We start from the raw sequence: 18,236 nt of genomic DNA on the forward strand, positions 1-18,236 counted from the left end.
GTGATCGCAGCCGTCAGCGACGTCTTGCCATGGTCGACGTGACCAATCGTACCAATGTTGCAATGCGGCTTCGTGCGAGCAAATTTCTCTTTGGCCATCGTAGCCTCCGTCAGTCAAATCGTTGTTGCGTTAAAGCAGGTCGGGCTGGTGATCAGGCGTACTTGGCCTGGACCTCGGCGGCCACCGCCGACGGAACCTGCTCGTAGTGGTCGAACTGCATCGTGTAGTTGGCGCGTCCCTGGCTGAACGAACGCAGCTGGTTGACGTAGCCGAACATGTTGGCCAGCGGCACCATCGCGTTGACCACAACCGCGTTGCCGCGCATGTCCTGGCCCTGGATCTGGCCGCGCCGCGAGTTCAGGTCGCCGATGACCGAACCGGTATAATCTTCCGGGGTCACGACCTCGACCTTCATGATCGGCTCGAGCAGCACGGAGCCGCCCTTCTGCAGACCTTCGCGGAGCGCAGCACGCGACGCGATTTCGAAGGCGAGAGCCGACGAGTCGACCTCGTGGAAGGCGCCGTCGATCAGCGTCACCTTGACGTCCACCACCGGGAAGCCGGCGAGCACGCCGGAACCGATGACCGAGTTCAGGCCCTTCTCGACGCCGGGGATGTATTCCTTCGGAACCGATCCGCCGACGACCTTCGACTCGAACTCGAAGCCCTTGCCGGTCTCGTTCGGCTCGATCACCAGCTTGACGCGGGCGAACTGGCCGGTACCGCCGGTCTGCTTCTTGTGGGTGTAGTCGATCTCGGCCTTCTTGGTCAGCGTCTCGCGGTAAGCCACCTGCGGCGCGCCGATATTGGCATCGACCTTGTAGGTCCGCTTCAGGATGTCGACCTTGATGTCGAGATGCAGCTCGCCCATGCCCTTCAGGATGGTCTGGCCGCTCTCCTGGTCGGTGGAGACGCGGAAGGACGGATCCTCGTTGGCGAGCTTCGACAGGGCGAGGCCGAGCTTCTCCTGGTCCGCCTTGGACTTCGGCTCGATCGCGATCGTGATGACCGGCTCGGGGAACTCCATCCGCTCCAGAATGACGGGCTTGATCGGGTCGCACAGCGTGTCGCCGGTGCGGACGTCCTTGAGGCCGGCCAGGGCGACGATGTCGCCGGCGAAAGCCTCCTTGATGTCCTCACGGTTGTTCGCGTGCATCAGCAGCATGCGGCCGACGCGCTCTTTCTTGTCGCGGGTCGAGTTGATCACGCCCTGGCCGGTCTCGACCTTGCCGGAATAGACGCGGCAGAAGGTGATCGTGCCGACGAAGGGGTCGTCCATGATCTTGAAGGCGAGCATGGAGAAGGGATCCTCATCCGTCGGATGACGAACGGTCTCTTCCTCGGTCTTGAAATCGATGCCCTTGATCTCGCCGCGATCCACCGGCGACGGCAGGAAGTCGACGACGGCGTCGAGCAGGGGCTGCACGCCCTTGTTCTTGAAGGCCGAACCGCAGAGCACGGGATGGAAGGCACGACGCTGAACGGCGGTGCGGACGAGACGACGCAGCGTCTCGGCATCGGGCTCGGTGCCTTCGAGATAGGCTTCCATCGCCGCATCGTCCATCTCGACGGCGGCTTCGATCAGCTTCGAACGATACTCGACAGCCTTGTCGGCGAGATCGGCCGGGATTTCCTTCTCGTCGAAGGATGCGCCGAGCGCCTCGCCGTTCCAGACGATCGCCTTCATCTTGATGAGGTCGATCACGCCGGCGAAGTCGGACTCCGCACCGATCGGAATCTGCAGGCAGACGGGCTTGCCGGCGACGCGGTCGATGATGTCCTGAACGCAGCGATAGAAATCGGCGCCGATCTTGTCCATCTTGTTGACGAAGACGACGCGCGGAACGTCGTACTTGTCCGCCTGGCGCCAGACCGTCTCGGTCTGGGGCTCGACGCCCTGGTTGCCGTCGAGCACGCAGACGGCGCCGTCGAGCACCCGCAGCGAACGCTCGACCTCGATGGTGAAGTCGACGTGGCCGGGGGTGTCGATGATGTTCAGGCGATGATCGCGCCAGAGGCAGGTCGTCGCAGCGGAGGTGATCGTGATGCCACGCTCCTGCTCCTGCGTCATCCAGTCCATGGTCGCAGCGCCATCATGGACTTCGCCGATCTTATGCGACTTGCCCGTATAGAACAGGATGCGCTCGGTCGTCGTCGTCTTGCCGGCATCGATGTGGGCCATGATGCCGAAGTTACGATAACGGTCGATGGGATGGGAACGGGCCATGAGAATGCTCTGTCTTTCAGAAGTGGCGCGGACGATTACCAGCGGTAGTGCGAGAAGGCGCGGTTGGCTTCCGCCATCCGGTGCGTGTCTTCACGCTTCTTGACCGCGTTGCCACGGTTGCTGGCCGCATCCATCAGCTCCGAGGAGAGACGCTCGACCATCGTCTTGTCGTTGCGGCTGCGGGCAGCCGAGATCAGCCAGCGGATCGCCAGCGCCTGGCGGCGCTCCGTGCGAACCTCGACCGGAACCTGATAGGTGGCACCGCCGACGCGACGCGAACGCACCTCGATCGCCGGAGCGACGTTCTCGAGCGCGCTCTTGAAGACGGCGAGCGGGTCGCTCTTCATCTTGGCCTCGATGATGTCGAAGGCACCGTAGACGATCCGCTCGGCGGTCGACTTCTTGCCCTCGTACATGACCGAGTTCATGAACTTCGTCACGATGACGTCATGGAACTTCGGATCGGGAATGATCTCGCGCTTTTCGGCGCTATGGCGGCGGGACATCGTCTAGTCTCCGGTCAATCTTCAACGCTGCGAACCGGCACAGGCCGCGAGGCCCTGCCGGTCGGGCAGAAATTACTTGGGACGCTTGGCGCCGTACTTCGAACGGCGCTGCTTGCGGTTCTTGACGCCCTGGGTGTCGAGCACGCCGCGCAGGATGTGATAGCGCACGCCGGGAAGATCCTTGACGCGGCCGCCGCGGATCATGACGACGGAGTGCTCCTGGAGGTTGTGCCCCTCGCCCGGGATGTAGCCGATCACCTCGAAGCCGTTGGTCAGGCGCACCTTGGCGACCTTACGCAGCGCCGAGTTCGGCTTCTTCGGGGTCGTCGTATAGACGCGCGTGCAGACACCGCGCTTCTGCGGGCAGGACTCGAGCGCCGGAGCGGTGTTGCGCGCCTTGACGGGCGAACGCGGCTTGCGAATGAGCTGGCTGATTGTCGGCATTCTGGCCTCTCGCTCCCACTGAGCGTTTGGAAATCGCTAGATCCGTGACCCAGATCGACCGTTGCCATGACACAAACGAAGCCGCGCCATCGGCGCCCGGTTCAGGGGCCTCAGGCGCGTTCGCCAGCAGAGGAACACGATTGATACCGCGTTCATGCGTCTTGCCATGTCGTCAATCGACGCTGGAATTCCGGTGGAGTTTCGGCCGCGAAATTCGCCAGCAACCAAGGCTAAGGCGACATACGTGTCCGACAACCACCGACAGTGGCGCGCTTATGACTCGGGTAAGGATTCGCGTCAAGCCCTATCTCGGGCTTTTCCGCCGCAAACGCCCCTCCCCGAGGCTGCCCGGCCCCGGAATGCGACATGGCCGCCTCCTTGCAGAAGCGGCCATGTCCTTATCGTCGTCGATCGCCCTGGCGGGCGCCGATCACTCGGCGGCGGGCAGCGCCTGCTCGACCGCCTTGGCGGCGGCCGCCGCGGCCTTCGCCGCAGCATCCGCCTTCTGGCCGACGATGAGATCGTCGCGACGCGTCGCCACCTGCTTGATGCGGGCGACCTGCGCGCCGGTGCCGGCCGGGATCAGCGAGCCGACGATGACGTTCTCCTTCAGGCCTTCCAGCGTGTCGTACTTGCCGTTGACCGCCGCCTCGGTGAGGACGCGGGTGGTCTCCTGGAACGACGCCGCCGAAATGAAGGAGCGGGTCTGCAAGCTCGCCTTGGTGATGCCGAGGAGCACCGGGACGCCGGAAGCAGGCTTCTTGCCCTCTTCCTTCATCTTGGCGTTGATCTCCTGCAGCTCGATCCGGTCGACCTGGTCGCCGGTCAGGATGTCGGTATCGCCCGACTCCGTGATCTCGACCTTCTGCAGCATCTGCCGGACGATCACCTCGATGTGCTTGTCGTTGATGCCCACGCCCTGGAGGCGATAGACCTCCTGGATCTCGTTCACCAGATAAGCCGCCAGCTCCTCGACGCCCTTGATCGCCAGGATGTCGTGCGGGGCCGGGTTGCCGTCGAGGATGTAGTCGCCCGTCTCCACGACGTCGCCGTCCTGGAGATGGATGTGCTTGCCCTTGGGGATCAGGTATTCGAGCCCCTCGGAACCGTCATGCGGCGTCAGCGTGACGCGGCGCTTGTTCTTGTAGTCCTTGCCGAAGCCGATCACGCCGGACTTCTCGGCGATGATCGCCGCATCCTTCGGACGACGCGCCTCGAACAGCTCCGCCACCCGCGGCAGACCACCGGTGATGTCGCGGGTCTTGGCGGAGTCGGTCGAGACACGCGCCAGCACGTCGCCGGCCTTGATCGAGGAACCCGGCTCCACCGAGATGATGCCGTCGACGGGCAGGATGTAGCGAGCATCGCCGCCGCGGGCGAGCTTCGCAACCTTGCCGTCTGGCCCCTGCACGGTCAGCGAGGGCTTCAGGTCGGCCGTACGGGCCGAACCGCGCCAGTCGATGACGACGCGCTTCGAGATGCCCGTCGCCTCGTCGGTCGTCTCGGTGATCGACATGCCGTCGACGAGATCCTCGTAGCCGACCTTGCCGTCCACCTCGGCCAGGATCGGGCGGGAATAGGGATCCCACTCGATCAGGCGCTGGCCGCGCTTGACCTTGTCGCCCTCGTCGACGCGCAGCTTCGAACCGAACTGGACGCGGTGCACGGCGCGCTCCGCCCCGTCCGGGCCGACGATCACGATGGCGATGTTGCGCGCCATGGCGATCAGGTCGCCGTCAGAGTTCCGCGCAACGTTGCGGTTGCGCATCTTGACCGTGCCTTCGAAGTTCGACTCGACGAAGGACTGGTCGGCGATGGTGGCCGCGCCGCCGATGTGGAACGTGCGCATGGTGAGCTGGGTACCGGGCTCGCCGATCGACTGCGCCGCGATGACGCCGACGGCCTCGCCCATGTTGACGGGCGTGCCGCGGGCCAGATCGCGACCGTAGCAGGTTGCGCAGACGCCGTTCTTGGTGGCGCAAGTTAGCACCGAGCGGATCTTCACCTCCTGGACACCGGCGGCGTTGATCTTCTCGATGTGATGCTCGTCGATCATCGTGCCCTTGGCGACGAGGACGTTGCCGTCGATGTCCGTCACGTCCTCGGCCGCCGAGCGACCCAGGATACGGATGCCGAGCGAAGCCACGACCTGGCCCGCGTCGATGATGGCGCGCATCTTGATGCCGCTCTCGGAACCGCAATCGGTCTCGGAGATGATCGCATCCTGCGCCACGTCGACGAGACGGCGGGTGAGGTAGCCCGAGTTCGCCGTCTTGAGCGCGGTGTCAGCGAGACCCTTGCGGGCGCCGTGCGTCGAGTTGAAGTACTCGAGAACGTCGAGGCCTTCCTTGAAGTTCGAGATGATCGGGCTTTCGATGATCTCGCCCGACGGCTTGGCCATCAGGCCGCGCATCGCCGCGAGCTGCTTCATCTGCGCCGGCGAACCACGCGCTCCCGAATGGCTCATCATGTAGATCGAGTTGATCGGCTTATCGCGGCCGTTCTCGTCCTTCTTCACGGTCGAGATGCGGGCCATCATCTCCTGGGCGAGCTTGTCGGAGCACTTCGCCCAGGCGTCGACGACCTTGTTGTACTTCTCGCCCTGGGTAATCAGGCCGTCCTGGTACTGCTGCTCGTAATCCTTGGCGAGCGCGCGGGTCGTGTCGACGATCTCCCACTTGTTTTCCGGCACGACCATGTCGTCCTTGCCGAAGGAGATGCCAGCCTTGAAGGCGTGGGTGAAGCCCAGCGACATGATGCGGTCGCAGAAGATCACCGACTCCTTCTGACCGCAGCCGCGATAGACGGCGTCGATCATCCCCTGGATCTCCTTCTTGGTCATCAGCTTGTTGATGACGTCGAAGGTCATGTTCGGGTGCTTGGGCAGCGCAGTCGAGAGGATCACGCGGCCCGGCGTCGTGTCGTAGATCTTGGTGTAGGACTTGCCGTCGGCGCCGACGCCGGTCCAGCGGTATTTGATCTTCGAATGCAGCGTCACGACCTTCTCGTGCAGCGCGTATTCGAGTTCGCCGAAGTCACCGAAGATCTTGCCCTGGCCCGGCTCGCCATCCGAGATGATCGAGAGGTAGTAGAGCCCCAGCACGATGTCCTGCGACGGCACGATGATCGGCAGGCCGTTCGCCGGGTGCAGGATGTTGTTGGTCGACATCATCAGCACGCGCGCTTCCAGCTGCGCCTCGAGCGACAGCGGGACGTGCACGGCCATCTGGTCGCCGTCGAAGTCGGCGTTGAACGCGGCGCAGACCAGCGGGTGCAGCTGGATCGCCTTGCCCTCGATCAGCGTCGGCTCGAAGGCCTGGATGCCGAGGCGGTGCAGCGTCGGTGCGCGGTTCAGCATCACCGGATGCTCGCGGATGACCTCGTCCAGGATGTCCCAGACCTCCGGCTTCTCCTTCTCGACGAGCTTCTTGGCCTGCTTGACCGTGGTCGAGTAGCCCTTTGCGTCGAGGCGCGCATAGATGAACGGCTTGAACAGCTCGAGCGCCATCTTCTTCGGCAGGCCGCACTGGTGCAGCTTCAGCTCCGGTCCCACGACGATGACCGAGCGGCCCGAATAGTCGACGCGCTTGCCGAGCAGGTTCTGGCGGAAGCGGCCCTGCTTGCCCTTCAGCATGTCGGCGAGCGACTTCAGCGGGCGCTTGTTGGCACCCGTGATGACGCGGCCGCGGCGGCCGTTGTCGAACAGGGCGTCGACCGACTCCTGCAGCATCCGCTTCTCGTTGCGGATGATGATGTCCGGCGCGCGCAGCTCGATCAGGCGCTTCAGGCGGTTGTTGCGGTTGATGACGCGACGATAGAGGTCGTTCAGGTCCGAGGTCGCGAAGCGGCCACCGTCGAGCGGCACCAGCGGGCGCAGATCCGGCGGGATCACCGGGATGATGGTCATGACCATCCATTCCGGCTTGTTGCCCGAGAGCTGGAATGCCTCGATGATCTTGAGGCGCTTCATCAGCTTCTTGGGCTTCAGCTCCGACGTGGTCGTCGCGATCTCATGCTTGAGATCGGCGTTGATCTGGTCGAGGTCGAGCGCGCGCAGCATCTCGCGGATCGCTTCCGCGCCGATCATGGCGGTGAAGGTGTCCGCGCCGTACTCCTCCTGAGCCCGGACGTACTCTTCTTCCGAGAGCAGCTGACGGTCCTTGAGCGGGGTCAGGCCCGGCTCGATGACCACATACGACTCGAAATAGAGGATGCGCTCGAGATCCTTGAGCGGCATGTCCATCAGCAGGCCGATGCGCGAGGGCAGCGACTTCAGGAACCAGATATGCGCGACCGGGGCGGCGAGCTCGATATGGCCCATGCGCTCGCGCCGGACGCGGGCGAGCGTGACTTCCACGCCGCACTTCTCGCAGATGACGCCCTTGAACTTCATGCGCTTGTACTTGCCGCACAGGCACTCGTAGTCCTTGATCGGCCCGAAGATACGGGCGCAGAACAGGCCGTCGCGCTCCGGCTTGAAGGTCCGGTAGTTGATGGTCTCCGGCTTTTTGATCTCGCCGTAGGACCAGGACAGGATCTTCTCGGGGCTCGCGATCGAGATCTTGATCGCGTCGAAGGCCTGCTGGACCGGCTGCTGGCCGAAAAGGTTCATGACCTCTTGCTTCATCGCCTGTCTCCTCTCGCCGGCGGGGGTGGAGCACCGCCCTGCCCGGCTTCGTAAATCCAATGGCCGGCGGCGTCAGTGCCGCCGGCAAATCGTCTCAGACCGGAGCGAACCGGCTCACTCGGCGGCTTCAGCCGGCGGCAGCTCGCCAGGCTTCGGCTTGTTGCTGATCAGTTCGACGTTGAGGCCGAGCGAGCGCATCTCCTTGACGAGAACGTTGAAGCTCTCGGGGATGCCCGCCTCGAAGTTGTCCTCTCCGCGCACGATCGACTCGTAGACCTTGGTGCGGCCCGCGACGTCGTCCGACTTCACGGTCAGCATCTCCTGCAGCGTGTAGGCGGCGCCGTAGGCTTCCAGCGCCCAGACCTCCATCTCGCCGAAGCGCTGGCCGCCGAACTGCGCCTTGCCGCCCAGCGGCTGCTGGGTGACGAGCGAGTACGGGCCGATCGAACGCGCGTGGATCTTGTCGTCGACCAGGTGGTGCAGCTTCAGCATGTAGATGTAGCCCATCGTGACCTTGCGGTCGAAGGGCTCGCCGGTGCGGCCGTCATAGAGCGTCGACTGGCCGGAAGAGTGCAGACCCGCCTGCTCCAGCAGCCGCTCGATATCGGCCTCCTTGGCGCCGTTGAACACCGGGGTCGCGATCGGAACGCCGCGCCGCAGGTTCTGGCCCATCTCGACGAGTTCGTTTTCGTCCATCGAGGCGATGATCTCGTTGTCCTCGTAGACCGCGTCGAACGAAGCCCTGAGCGCCTTGACGTCATGCCCCTTGCGGTAGGCGTCGAGCGCCTTGCCGATCTGCTTGCCGAGACCGGCGGCAGCCCAGCCGAGATGCGTCTCCAGGATCTGACCGACGTTCATGCGCGAGGGCACGCCGAGCGGGTTCAGCACGATGTCCGCATGGGTGCCGTCCTCGAGGAACGGCATGTCCTCGGCCGGCACGATACGCGAGACGACGCCCTTGTTGCCGTGACGGCCGGCCATCTTGTCGCCCGGCTGGATCTTGCGCTTCACCGCGACGAAGACCTTGACCATCTTCATCACGCCCGGAGGCAGCTCGTCGCCGCGCTGCAGCTTCTCGACCTTGTCGAGGAAGCGCTGCTCGAGGCGCTTCTTCGACTCGTCGTACTGCTTCCGCATGGCCTCGATCTCGGTCATCAGCGGGTCGTCGCCGACGGCGAACAGCCACCACTGGGACCGCGGGAACTCGCTCATCGCCTCGCGGGTGATGACCGTGTCCTTCTTGAAGCCCTTCGGACCGGCGAGACCGGTCTTGCCGGTCAGGATGTCGGCCAGGCGCGCAAAGGTGTTGCGGTCGAGAATCGCCTGCTCGTCGTCGCGATCCTTGGCGAGACGCTCGATCTCCTCGCGCTCGATTGCCTGCGCACGCTCGTCCTTGTCGACGCCGTGGCGGTTGAACACGCGCACTTCGACGATCGTGCCCTGCACGCCCGGGGGCACGCGGAGCGAGGTGTCGCGGACGTCCGAGGCCTTCTCGCCGAAGATGGCGCGCAGAAGCTTCTCTTCCGGCGTCATCGGGCTCTCGCCCTTCGGCGTGATCTTGCCGCAGAGGATGTCGCCGGCAGCCACTTCGGCACCGATATAGACGATGCCGGCTTCGTCGAGGTTCTTCAGCGCCTCTTCCGAAACGTTCGGAATGTCGCGCGTGATCTCCTCCGGGCCGAGCTTCGTGTCACGGGCCATGACCTCGAATTCCTCGATATGAATCGAGGTGAAGACGTCTTCCGAGACGATCTTCTCCGAGAGCAGGATCGAGTCCTCGAAGTTGTAGCCGTTCCACGGCATGAACGCGACGAGCACGTTGCGGCCGAGCGCAAGCTCGCCGAACTCGGTCGACGGACCGTCCGCGACGATATCACCCTTCTTGATGACGTCGCCGACGCGGACCAGCGGGCGCTGCGTGATGCAGGTCGACTGGTTCGAGCGCTGGAACTTCTGCAGGCGGTAGATGTCGACGCCCGGCTTGGTCGGATCCATCTCGTCCGAAGCGCGGATGACGATACGCGTCGCATCGACCTGGTCGACGATGCCGGCGCGGCGGGCCGCGATCGCGGCGCCCGAGTCACGGGCGACGACGGCTTCCATGCCGGTACCGACGAAGGGCGCGTCGGCGCGCACCAGCGGCACCGCCTGGCGCTGCATGTTCGAGCCCATCAGCGCGCGGTTCGCGTCGTCGTTCTCGAGGAACGGGATCAGCGCCGCGGCGACCGAAACGAGCTGCTTCGGCGACACGTCCTGGAAGTCGACCTTGTCGACCGGGGTGACGATGACCTCGCCGGCGCGGCGGCAGACGATCAGGTCGTCGGTCAGACGGCCCTCGGCATCGACGGCGGCGTTCGCCTGGGCGACGTTGTACTTCGCCTCCTCCATCGCCGAGAGATAGATGATCTCGTCGGTGAGCTTGCCGTCGCGGATGCGGCGATAGGGGCTCTCGATGAAGCCGTACTTGTTCACCCGCGCGAAAGTGGCGAGCGAGTTGATCAGGCCGATATTCGGGCCTTCCGGCGTCTCGATCGGGCAGATGCGGCCATAATGGGTCGGGTGCACGTCGCGCACCTCGAAGCCGGCGCGCTCACGCGTCAGGCCGCCCGGGCCAAGCGCCGAAAGACGACGCTTGTGAGTGACTTCCGAAAGCGGGTTCGTCTGGTCCATGAACTGCGAAAGCTGCGACGAGCCGAAGAACTCGCGCACGGCGGCAGCCGCGGGCTTCGCGTTGATCAGGTCCTGCGGCATCACGGTGTCGATGTCGACCGACGACATGCGCTCCTTGATGGCGCGCTCCATGCGCAGCAGGCCGAGGCGATACTGGTTCTCCATCAGCTCGCCGACCGAGCGGACGCGGCGGTTGCCGAGATGGTCGATGTCGTCGATCTCGCCCTTGCCGTCGCGCAGGTCGACCAGCGCCTTCACGACCGCGAAGATGTCCTCCTTGCGCAGCACGCGCACGGTGTCCTCGGCGTCGAGGTCGAGGCGCATGTTCATCTTAACGCGGCCGACGGCCGAGAGGTCGTAGCGCTCCGGATCGAAGAACAGCGACTGGAACATGTTCTCCGCGGTCTCGAGCGTCGGCGGCTCGCCGGGACGCATGACGCGGTAGATGTCGAACAGCGCTTCCTCGCGACGCGAGTTCTTGTCGACCTTCAACGTGTTGCGGATATAGGGGCCGACCGTGATGTGGTCGATGTCGAGCACCGGGATCTCGTCGAAACCCTCGTCGGTGAGCAGCTTCAGCGACTTCTCGTCGATCTCCTCGCCAGCCTCGGCGAAGACCTCGCCCGTCGCCGGATTCACCAGATCCTCGGCGATGTACTGGGTGTAGAGATCCTCGTCCGTGGCGCGCAGGAACTTGAGGCCCTTCTCGGCGAGCTGGCGCGCCGTGCGGGCGACGAGCTTCTTGCCGGCCTCGACCACGACCTCGCCGGTGTCGGCGTCGATCATGTCCTCGGTCGCCTTGAAGCCCTTCATGCGCTCGGCGTCGTAAGGCACGCGCCAGCCCTTGGCGTCCTTTGTATAGAGGATCCGGTTGTAGAAGCGGTTGAGGATCTCCTCGCCGTCCATGCCGAGCGCGAACAGCAGCGAGGTGACCGGGATCTTACGCTTGCGGTCGATGCGCGCGTAGACGATGTCCTTGGCGTCGAACTCGATGTCGAGCCAGGAACCGCGATAGGGAATGATGCGGGCGGCGAAGAGCAGCTTGCCCGAGGAATGGGTCTTGCCCTTGTCGTGGTCGAAGAACACGCCCGGCGAACGGTGCATCTGCGAGACGATGACGCGCTCGGTGCCGTTGACGATGAAGGTGCCGTTGTCCGTCATGAGCGGCATGTCGCCCATGTAGACATCCTGCTCCTTGATGTCCTTGACCGACTTGGCCTGGGTATCGGGATCGATATCGAACACGATCAGGCGCAGCGTCACCTTCAGCGGGGCCGAGAAGGTCATGCCGCGCTGACGGCACTCGTCGACGTCGTATTTCGGCGGCTCGAAGGTGTACTTCACGAATTCGAGCAGCGAGGCGCCCGAGAAATCGCCGATCGGGAAGACCGACTTGAAGACGGATTGCAGGCCCTCGTCGCCGCGGCCGCCCTTGGGCTCGTCGATCATCAGGAACTGGTCGTAGGACGCCTTCTGAACCTCGATGAGGTTCGGCATCTGCGCCACTTCCTTGAGCTTTCCGAAGAACTTGCGGACGCGCCTGCGGCCCTGGAGCGAATTGACCATGTTGTTCCTCGCAATCTCCGGAGCGCGACGGCCGAACGTGGAATCCACGTCGCGGTAACGCCTGCCCCAACCCTCGGTTCAGAGGCGGATTCAGAAACCGGATCGGCCCGAGCCGGTTTCATCCACCACTGGACGGCTCACCCGGAAGTCCGGGCGACGAGACGGCCAGGCCGCCGGGTGAGCCGTTCGGCGCCTGAGCGCCGACATCGTCTGCAATACGACCCTGCAACGCAAAGCTGCATGGAGGGCCCTGACTACCGTTTTCGCACCGTTGCGCGGAAACGACGCGACAGCCCCGGAGGCGACGAGCACCCCGGGACTGCCTGATCTTGACTAGGGTCGGACCGGCATCACGCCGGCCCTGCTCACTTGAGCTCGACCTTGGCGCCGACGGCCTCGAGCTGCTTCTTGAGCTTCTCGGCCTCGTCCTTGCCAACCGACTCCTTGACGGGCTTCGGCGCGGCTTCGACCAGATCCTTGGCTTCCTTGAGGCCCAGGCCGGTGATGGCGCGGACTTCCTTGATCACCTCGATCTTCTTGTCGCCGGCGGCGGCAAGAACGACGGTGAACTCGGTCTGCTCTTCGACAGCGGCGGCAGCCGGGCCAGCGGCCGGGCCGGCAACTGCAACGGCGGCAGCGGCGGACACGCCCCACTTCTCTTCGAGAAGCTTGGCGAGGTCAGCGGCCTCGAGGACCGTCAGGGAGGACAGCTCGTCGACGAGCTTGGCGAGATCAGCCATGTTAGGCTCCTATATGGTAAGAGGTTCGAACGATTTTCAGGGGTATCCGGCCGTTCAGGCCGCATCCTTGTCGGCATATGCCTGGAACACGCGCGCCAGCTTGGCAGCCGGTGCGGTCGAGAGCTGGGCGATCTTCGTTGCCGGGGCCTGGAGAAGGCCGAGCAACTTGGCGCGCAGTTCGTCGAGCGAGGGCATCGAGGCCAGGGCCTTGACACCATCGGGGTTCAGGGCGGTCGTGCCCATCGCGCCGCCGAGGATGACGAGCTTGTCGTTCTCCTTGGCGAAGGCGGTGGCGACCTTCGGCGCCGCGACCGGATCGCTGGAATAGGCGATCAGGGTGGGACCCGTCAGCAGGTTGCTGATGGACGCGACGTCGGTGCCTTCAAGAGCGATCTTGGCCAGCCGGTTCTTTGCGACCTTCACGGTGGCGCCATTGGCCTTCATCTCGCGACGAAGCTTCTGGAACTGGGCCACCGTCAAACCCGCATAGTGGGCCACGACAACGACCGACGTGTTCGAAAACACATCGTTCAGCGTCGCGACGGCATCTGTCTTTGCCGCTTTATCCACTGGGCTCTCTCCGGTAGGCGGCAGGCCTGTGAGGGCTCGCCGCCGGTTGCACTGCCGCTCCTCGTAGCCCCGGTTGACACCGGCGCTCGGTTGGAGCGACGCTCAGTGCCCTGTCCCCTCTCCGGCGTTGAAGACCGTGATCGGGCGAGATGGTTCGAACCGTCTTCGAGGTCTCGCGACCCCGTATCAAGCTCTTGCACCGTCTATGCAGGCCTCTTGGCGAAATTATGCCCTCGGGCGAACCCTCGGAGCACCTGCAGTCTCAGACAGGACTGGGTGATTCGAGCGGCCGGATCGCTCCGGACGCCCCAAAACACCCATCTTTTGACGGCGAACCGCCAAAAAACGCGAAACGGACCCTCTCGTGCGAAGCACGCCGGGCCCACGTCACTTATGGAAACAGGCGAGCGTCATAACGCCTCCGCCGCCCCCTGCCAAGCCCCAACCCGCTTGCGCAGGCTGGCTCCGGCCGCACGGGCCGGAGCAATTGGAGCCCTAATGGCTGCAGATCAGCCGCCGAGGACGGTGTTCGGCTCGATCTTGACGCCCGGACCCATCGTCGACGAGATCGCGACGCGCTGGATGTAGGTGCCCTTGGCGCCGGTGGGCTTCGCCTTGGCGACGGAGTCCGCGAACGCCTTGATGTTCTCGGCCAGCTTCTCGGCCGAGAACGAGACCTTGCCGACGGCGGCATGCACGATGCCGGCCTTCTCGACGCGGAACTCGACCGAGCCGCCCTTGGACGCCGCGACCGCAGTGGTCAGGTCCATGGTGACGGTGCCGACCTTCGGGTTCGGCATCAGGCCGCGCGGGCCGAGCACCTTACCGAGACGGCCGACCAGCGGCATCATGTCCGGGGTCGCAATGCAGCGATCGAAGTCGATCGTGCCCTTCTGGACGATCTCGACCAGCTCCTCTGCACCGACGATGTCGGCACCGGCCTTCTTGGCCTCCTCGGCCTTGGCGCCGCGCGCGAACACGGCGACGCGCAGGACGCGGCCTGAGCCGTTCGGCAGGTTGCAGACGCCGCGGACCATCTGGTCGGCGTGGCGCGGATCGACGCCCAGGTTCATGGAGACCTCGACGGTCTCGTCGAACTTGGCGGTGGCGCGCTCCTTGACCAGCGAGACGGCGTCCGTCAGCGGGTAGAGCTTGGTGCGGTCAATGCCTTCACGGCCCTTGACGACGCGCTTTCCGATATGTGCCATCTTCGCCCCCTCAGCCCACGACTTCCAGGCCCATCGACCGGGCGGAGCCCTTGATCATGGACGCTGCGGATTCGACGCTGTCGCAGTTCAGGTCGGCCATCTTCTTCTCGGCGATCTCGTTGACCTGAGCCACCGTGACCTTGCCGACGTTGCCGCCGCGGCCCGGGGTCTTGGAACCCGAGGTCAGGCCGGCGGCCTTCTTCAGCCAGTACGAGACCGGCGGCTGCTTCATCTCGAAGGTGAAGGAGCGATCCTGATACGCGGTGATGATCACCGGGATCGGCATGCCCTTTTCCATCTGCGCGGTCTTCGCGTTGAAGGCCTTGCAGAATTCCATGATGTTGAGGCCGCGCTGACCCAGCGCCGGACCGATCGGCGGCGACGGATTGGCCGCGCCCGCCGGAACCTGAAGCTTCACGTAGCCCGTGATCTTCTTTGCCATGATGGCTGCTCCTGTCGCCCGCCCCGACGCCTATCGGAACGACGACGCCCCGCCCGCGGACACGTCCTGTCCGGGTTCGGGGTGGTTGCAGAGCGTGGTGCGGCAGGGAAATCCGGTTGGCGACCGGCCCGCCTCCCACGCAGTGAGGCGCCGCCTATGACACAAGGCGGCGCCGAAGGGAAGTCGTTAAAGTTTTTCGACCTGGCCGTATTCCAGCTCGACCGGCGTCGCGCGGCCGAAGATCGAAACCGCCACCTTGAGGCGGGCGCGGCCGTGATCGACATCCTCGACCACGCCGTTGAACGAGGCGAACGGCCCATCGGCGACCTTGACCTGCTCGCCGACCTCGAAGACCACCGTCGGCTTCGGACGCTCGACGCCCTCGGCGACCTGGCCCTTGATCCGCATCGCCTCGCTCTCGGGGATCGGCATGGGCCTGGCCTTGTCGGCACCCAGGAAACCCGTGACCTTCGGCGTGTTCTTGATCAGGTGATAGACCTCGTCGGTCATCTCGCACTTCACCAGCACGTAGCCGGGAAAGAACTTGCGCTCGGCCTCGACCTTGCGGCCACGGCGGACCTCGACGACCTTCTCGGTCGGGACCAGCACCTCCTCGAACTTGTCGGCGAGATTGCGCTGCGCCGCCTGGTCGCGGATCGACTGCGCGACCTTGTTCTCGAAGTTCGAATAGGCGTGGACGATGTACCAGCGGGTGCTCACGTTCTTGATTCCGTTCAACGGGCGCCGAGGATGAGGCCGAGCGACCAGCGGATGATGGTGTCGGTAAAGAGGAAGAACAGGCTCGAAACGACGACCATGGCGAGCACGAGGCCGGTCGTGATCAGCGTCTCGCGACGCGACGGCCAGGTAACCTTGGACGCTTCGTTGCGCACGTCCTGCAGGAAGCTGAAGGGGCTGCTCTTGGCCATGGGTCACCTCGGGTTCCGAACCGGATCGCGGGCTTGCGCCCCGGCATCGATTCGGCCGTCCTGAAACATTCGCGGCGCGGGGCTCAGGGAGCCGCGCGCCGTTAAGGCGTGCCTTTTACAACGGCCTCGTGCATTAGCCAAGCGGCTTTTGCGCCGGCTCGCGAAGGTGTCTCAGCTCTTGCGGGCGGCCAGCAGCAGGAAGGCCGGCCGCTGCCGCTCATTGCTCCACTCCGGATTCGCGGCGACCTGTTCGACGCTCGGCCCCCATTCGCGCAGATCCGTCAGGACGAGGCCGGCCCGCCGCAGCAGCTCGAGATAGGTCGCGATGCTGCGGTGCTGCTTGACCACGCCTTTCGCAAGCCAGTCCGTGACGCGCGGCCCCTCGTCGAGGTAGCCGTTCACTGGCCAGGTGGGCACGCCGGATTCGTCCTGCGTCCAGCCCTGGTGGCGCGGCGACGTCATCAGCGGATGCTCGACCGAGCACACCAGTTGCCCGCCCGGAAGGAGGCCTGCCGAGACCCGCGCGAGCAGGCCTGCGAGATCCGTCAGATAGTGGAAGGCGAGCGAGCTGTAGGCGAGGTCGAACGCAGGCTGCGGCGGCGCGAAGCGCTCGAGATCGGCCCGCTTGTAATGCACGGTAGCCCGCGTCGTCTCTGCCCGCGCCCGCGCCAGCATGTTCTCAGAGACGTCGACGCCGAGCACCTCGGCCGCCCCCTGCCCCGCCGCCCAACGGCAGAACCAGCCGAAGCCGCATCCGAGGTCGAGCACGCGCTTACCGGCGAGCCCGGGCAGCATGGCCTGGAGCGTCGGCCATTCCGGCGCACCGTCGAGCCCGTGCACGGAGCGCGGCAGTTGGCTGTAGGCGCTGAAGAAACCGGGAGTGTCGTAGATATTTGTGTCATGACGATCCTGCGACGCATTTGCGCGCGGCCTGCGGCCCTCTTCGGGCGCGGCTCTTGTCTACGTCATGTTGGAGAACTGGCAGGGGCGGCAGGGCTCGAACCTGCGACAACCGGTTTTGGAGACCGGTACTCTACCAACTGAGCTACACCCCTGTGATGGCCAGTCATGTGCCCCAAGGCGCGGGGTTTTTCAAGAGCAAAATCGAGCGGAATTTCCGGCGGCCCGGATCATCGCAATCGACGTCGCACGATGGGCACGCGACCGCGGAACGCCGCCCCCCGATCCATCGAGCTCAGCGACCCTTGGCCATCCGAAGATCCTGCGCTAATGACGACTTGCGATCGCATAGAATACGCATGGCGGCAAAGGCTTACGGGATGCAGAAACGCGTCAAGCTCTACGGCATATTTCGATCCGGCACGAACCTCACGAAATATCTGATCGAGAAATTTACGAACTACGAATGCGACGCCAGTACAGGCGGCCAAAAACACCTTTTTACGCCATTCAATTGGGGCGAGCGTGGGTACATTCCCGATCCGAGACCAATTCTATACTGCGTCAAGAATCCTCACGCAGCGATGTACTCTCTGTTTCGGTATGCTGAAAAAGTGAAATTCTCTCACTTCGATTGCGCGCGAGACTGGGACAAATTTTTACAATCTCCCTTTATCGTAAAATTGTCTCACTCGAGCAATCCACCCTCTTTCTATTTCAAGAATCCGATACAATATTGGAACTCCATATCGTACCATTTTCTATCCATGGCGGGCGGGCGCGTATCGGTCATTCGTTATGAAGACATGCTGTCGGACGCCGATGAGACAATCCGATCGGCAACGGCGCTGCTTCCGGAGATTTTAATCAGGCCTGATAGAATCACGTTGCCTGAAAGCCCGATGCGCCGAATGGGAGAGGTCGTTTTCGAACAACCGTTCGAGGACGGCCTATTCGAAACCGACTGGTACCGGCAAAGGCGGTATCTTCAGAATTTCGCGAAAGAACAGATCGAATTCATCGATCTCGAAGCCGAACCCTCGATCATGTCTCGGCTGGGGTATGGTTCGGCTATCGCTTCTCGAGATCAGGCTGCTGATGAGCCTGGAACCTCTGAGACGAGCCGGTAACGAACCGGGCCTTGTCGGCGAATTCGCCCCCGCCCCATTCAAGGTAAGCCGCTTGTCCGCGAAGGGCGAAGACCCGGCCGGATCCTCGCCCTCACGAAAACGCTTTACGCGATGATGCTGGCGACGACGCCGGCGCCGCAGAAGTCTGCGGTTTCCGCGGACGTCGTCGTTGCTTCGATTACGCGATGATCGTTGCGACGACGCCGGCGCCGACGGTACGGCCGCCTTCACGGATGGCGAAGCGGAGCTTCTCTTCCATCGCGATCGGGACGATCAG

General features: G+C 64.2%; 14 protein-coding genes, 1 tRNA gene and 1 pseudogene. 1 reads left to right on the top strand and 15 read right to left on the bottom strand.

The window, feature by feature from the left end:
• The 14 genes from ASE63_RS27490 to ASE63_RS19565 form a co-directional block, all read right to left on the bottom strand.
• A partial coding sequence (locus tag ASE63_RS27490; RefSeq protein ID WP_156375624.1) for a GTP-binding protein occupies positions 1–98 on the bottom strand: 98 nt, incomplete at its 3' end.
• A gap of 53 nt (positions 99–151) precedes the next feature.
• Positions 152–2,227, bottom strand: coding sequence for an elongation factor G (gene fusA, locus ASE63_RS19505; protein WP_056805203.1), 2,076 nt, complete (start codon positions 2,225–2,227; stop codon positions 152–154).
• 35 nt (positions 2,228–2,262) lie between these two features.
• A complete protein-coding gene (gene rpsG / locus ASE63_RS19510; protein ID WP_056805205.1) occupies positions 2,263–2,733 on the bottom strand; it encodes a 30S ribosomal protein S7 in 471 nt (156 codons plus the stop codon).
• A 72-nt stretch (positions 2,734–2,805) separates the two neighbouring features.
• Positions 2,806–3,177, bottom strand: coding sequence for a 30S ribosomal protein S12 (gene rpsL, locus ASE63_RS19515; RefSeq protein ID WP_038358286.1), 372 nt, complete (start codon positions 3,175–3,177; stop codon positions 2,806–2,808).
• Between the two features lie 430 nt (positions 3,178–3,607).
• Positions 3,608–7,804: a DNA-directed RNA polymerase subunit beta' gene (gene rpoC / locus ASE63_RS19520; RefSeq protein ID WP_056805208.1), complete on the bottom strand. Its 4,197-nt coding sequence runs from the start codon at positions 7,802–7,804 to the stop codon at positions 3,608–3,610.
• 114 nt (positions 7,805–7,918) lie between these two features.
• Positions 7,919–12,040 carry a DNA-directed RNA polymerase subunit beta gene (gene rpoB, locus ASE63_RS19525; protein WP_056805211.1) on the bottom strand — a complete coding sequence of 1,374 codons (4,122 nt, stop codon included), beginning with the start codon at positions 12,038–12,040 and terminating at the stop codon, positions 7,919–7,921.
• A 365-nt stretch (positions 12,041–12,405) separates the two neighbouring features.
• Positions 12,406–12,780: a 50S ribosomal protein L7/L12 gene (gene rplL / locus ASE63_RS19530; RefSeq protein WP_056805214.1), complete on the bottom strand. Its 375-nt coding sequence runs from the start codon at positions 12,778–12,780 to the stop codon at positions 12,406–12,408.
• A gap of 54 nt (positions 12,781–12,834) precedes the next feature.
• Positions 12,835–13,350, bottom strand: a complete 516-nt coding sequence (rplJ, locus tag ASE63_RS19535) for a 50S ribosomal protein L10 (protein ID WP_056805217.1) — start codon at positions 13,348–13,350, stop codon at positions 12,835–12,837.
• Positions 13,351–13,859: 509 nt separating this feature from the next.
• Positions 13,860–14,558, bottom strand: a complete 699-nt coding sequence (gene rplA / locus ASE63_RS19540) for a 50S ribosomal protein L1 (protein WP_056805219.1) — start codon at positions 14,556–14,558, stop codon at positions 13,860–13,862.
• A gap of 10 nt (positions 14,559–14,568) precedes the next feature.
• On the bottom strand, positions 14,569–15,000 hold the full coding sequence (gene rplK, locus ASE63_RS19545) for a 50S ribosomal protein L11 (RefSeq protein WP_056805220.1): 432 nt from the start codon (positions 14,998–15,000) through the stop codon (positions 14,569–14,571).
• A gap of 186 nt (positions 15,001–15,186) precedes the next feature.
• Positions 15,187–15,720, bottom strand: coding sequence for a transcription termination/antitermination protein NusG (gene nusG, locus ASE63_RS19550; RefSeq protein ID WP_056805226.1), 534 nt, complete (start codon positions 15,718–15,720; stop codon positions 15,187–15,189).
• Positions 15,721–15,734: 14 nt separating this feature from the next.
• Entirely contained in the window at positions 15,735–15,929 is a 195-nt protein-coding gene (secE, locus tag ASE63_RS19555) for a preprotein translocase subunit SecE (RefSeq protein ID WP_056805221.1), read from the bottom strand.
• A gap of 171 nt (positions 15,930–16,100) precedes the next feature.
• Positions 16,101–16,769, bottom strand: coding sequence for a class I SAM-dependent methyltransferase (locus ASE63_RS19560; RefSeq protein WP_244491467.1), 669 nt, complete (start codon positions 16,767–16,769; stop codon positions 16,101–16,103).
• A gap of 139 nt (positions 16,770–16,908) precedes the next feature.
• Positions 16,909–16,984: transfer RNA gene (locus ASE63_RS19565), tRNA-Trp, on the bottom strand.
• 204 nt (positions 16,985–17,188) lie between these two features.
• On the opposite strand from ASE63_RS19565, the gene ASE63_RS27495 reads away from it, so the two are divergent.
• Positions 17,189–17,959 (top strand): hypothetical protein, encoded by a 771-nt coding sequence (locus tag ASE63_RS27495; RefSeq protein WP_156410487.1) that lies wholly within the window; start codon positions 17,189–17,191, stop codon positions 17,957–17,959.
• A gap of 178 nt (positions 17,960–18,137) precedes the next feature.
• Here the strand turns inward: ASE63_RS27495 and ASE63_RS26920 are convergent.
• Positions 18,138–18,236: pseudogene (locus ASE63_RS26920) on the bottom strand (elongation factor Tu); the annotation flags it as partial.

This window comes from Allobosea sp. Root381, assembly GCF_001429395.1.
Taxonomy (GTDB): domain Bacteria; phylum Pseudomonadota; class Alphaproteobacteria; order Rhizobiales; family Beijerinckiaceae; genus Allobosea.

Excerpts from the sequence above, each read along its gene's own strand:
- fusA (WP_056805203.1), bottom strand. The coding sequence starts at position 2,227 with ATGGCCCGTTCCCATCCCATCGACCGTTATCGTAACTTCGGCATCATG.
- rpsG (WP_056805205.1), bottom strand. The coding sequence starts at position 2,733 with ATGTCCCGCCGCCATAGCGCCGAAAAGCGCGAGATCATTCCCGATCCG.
- rpsL (WP_038358286.1), bottom strand. The coding sequence starts at position 3,177 with ATGCCGACAATCAGCCAGCTCATTCGCAAGCCGCGTTCGCCCGTCAAG.
- rpoC (WP_056805208.1), bottom strand. The coding sequence starts at position 7,804 with ATGAAGCAAGAGGTCATGAACCTTTTCGGCCAGCAGCCGGTCCAGCAG.
- rpoB (WP_056805211.1), bottom strand. The coding sequence starts at position 12,040 with ATGGTCAATTCGCTCCAGGGCCGCAGGCGCGTCCGCAAGTTCTTCGGA.
- rplL (WP_056805214.1), bottom strand. The coding sequence starts at position 12,780 with ATGGCTGATCTCGCCAAGCTCGTCGACGAGCTGTCCTCCCTGACGGTC.
- rplA (WP_056805219.1), bottom strand. The coding sequence starts at position 14,558 with ATGGCACATATCGGAAAGCGCGTCGTCAAGGGCCGTGAAGGCATTGAC.
- rplK (WP_056805220.1), bottom strand. The coding sequence starts at position 15,000 with ATGGCAAAGAAGATCACGGGCTACGTGAAGCTTCAGGTTCCGGCGGGC.
- secE (WP_056805221.1), bottom strand. The coding sequence starts at position 15,929 with ATGGCCAAGAGCAGCCCCTTCAGCTTCCTGCAGGACGTGCGCAACGAA.
- ASE63_RS27495 (WP_156410487.1), top strand. The coding sequence starts at position 17,189 with ATGGCGGCAAAGGCTTACGGGATGCAGAAACGCGTCAAGCTCTACGGC.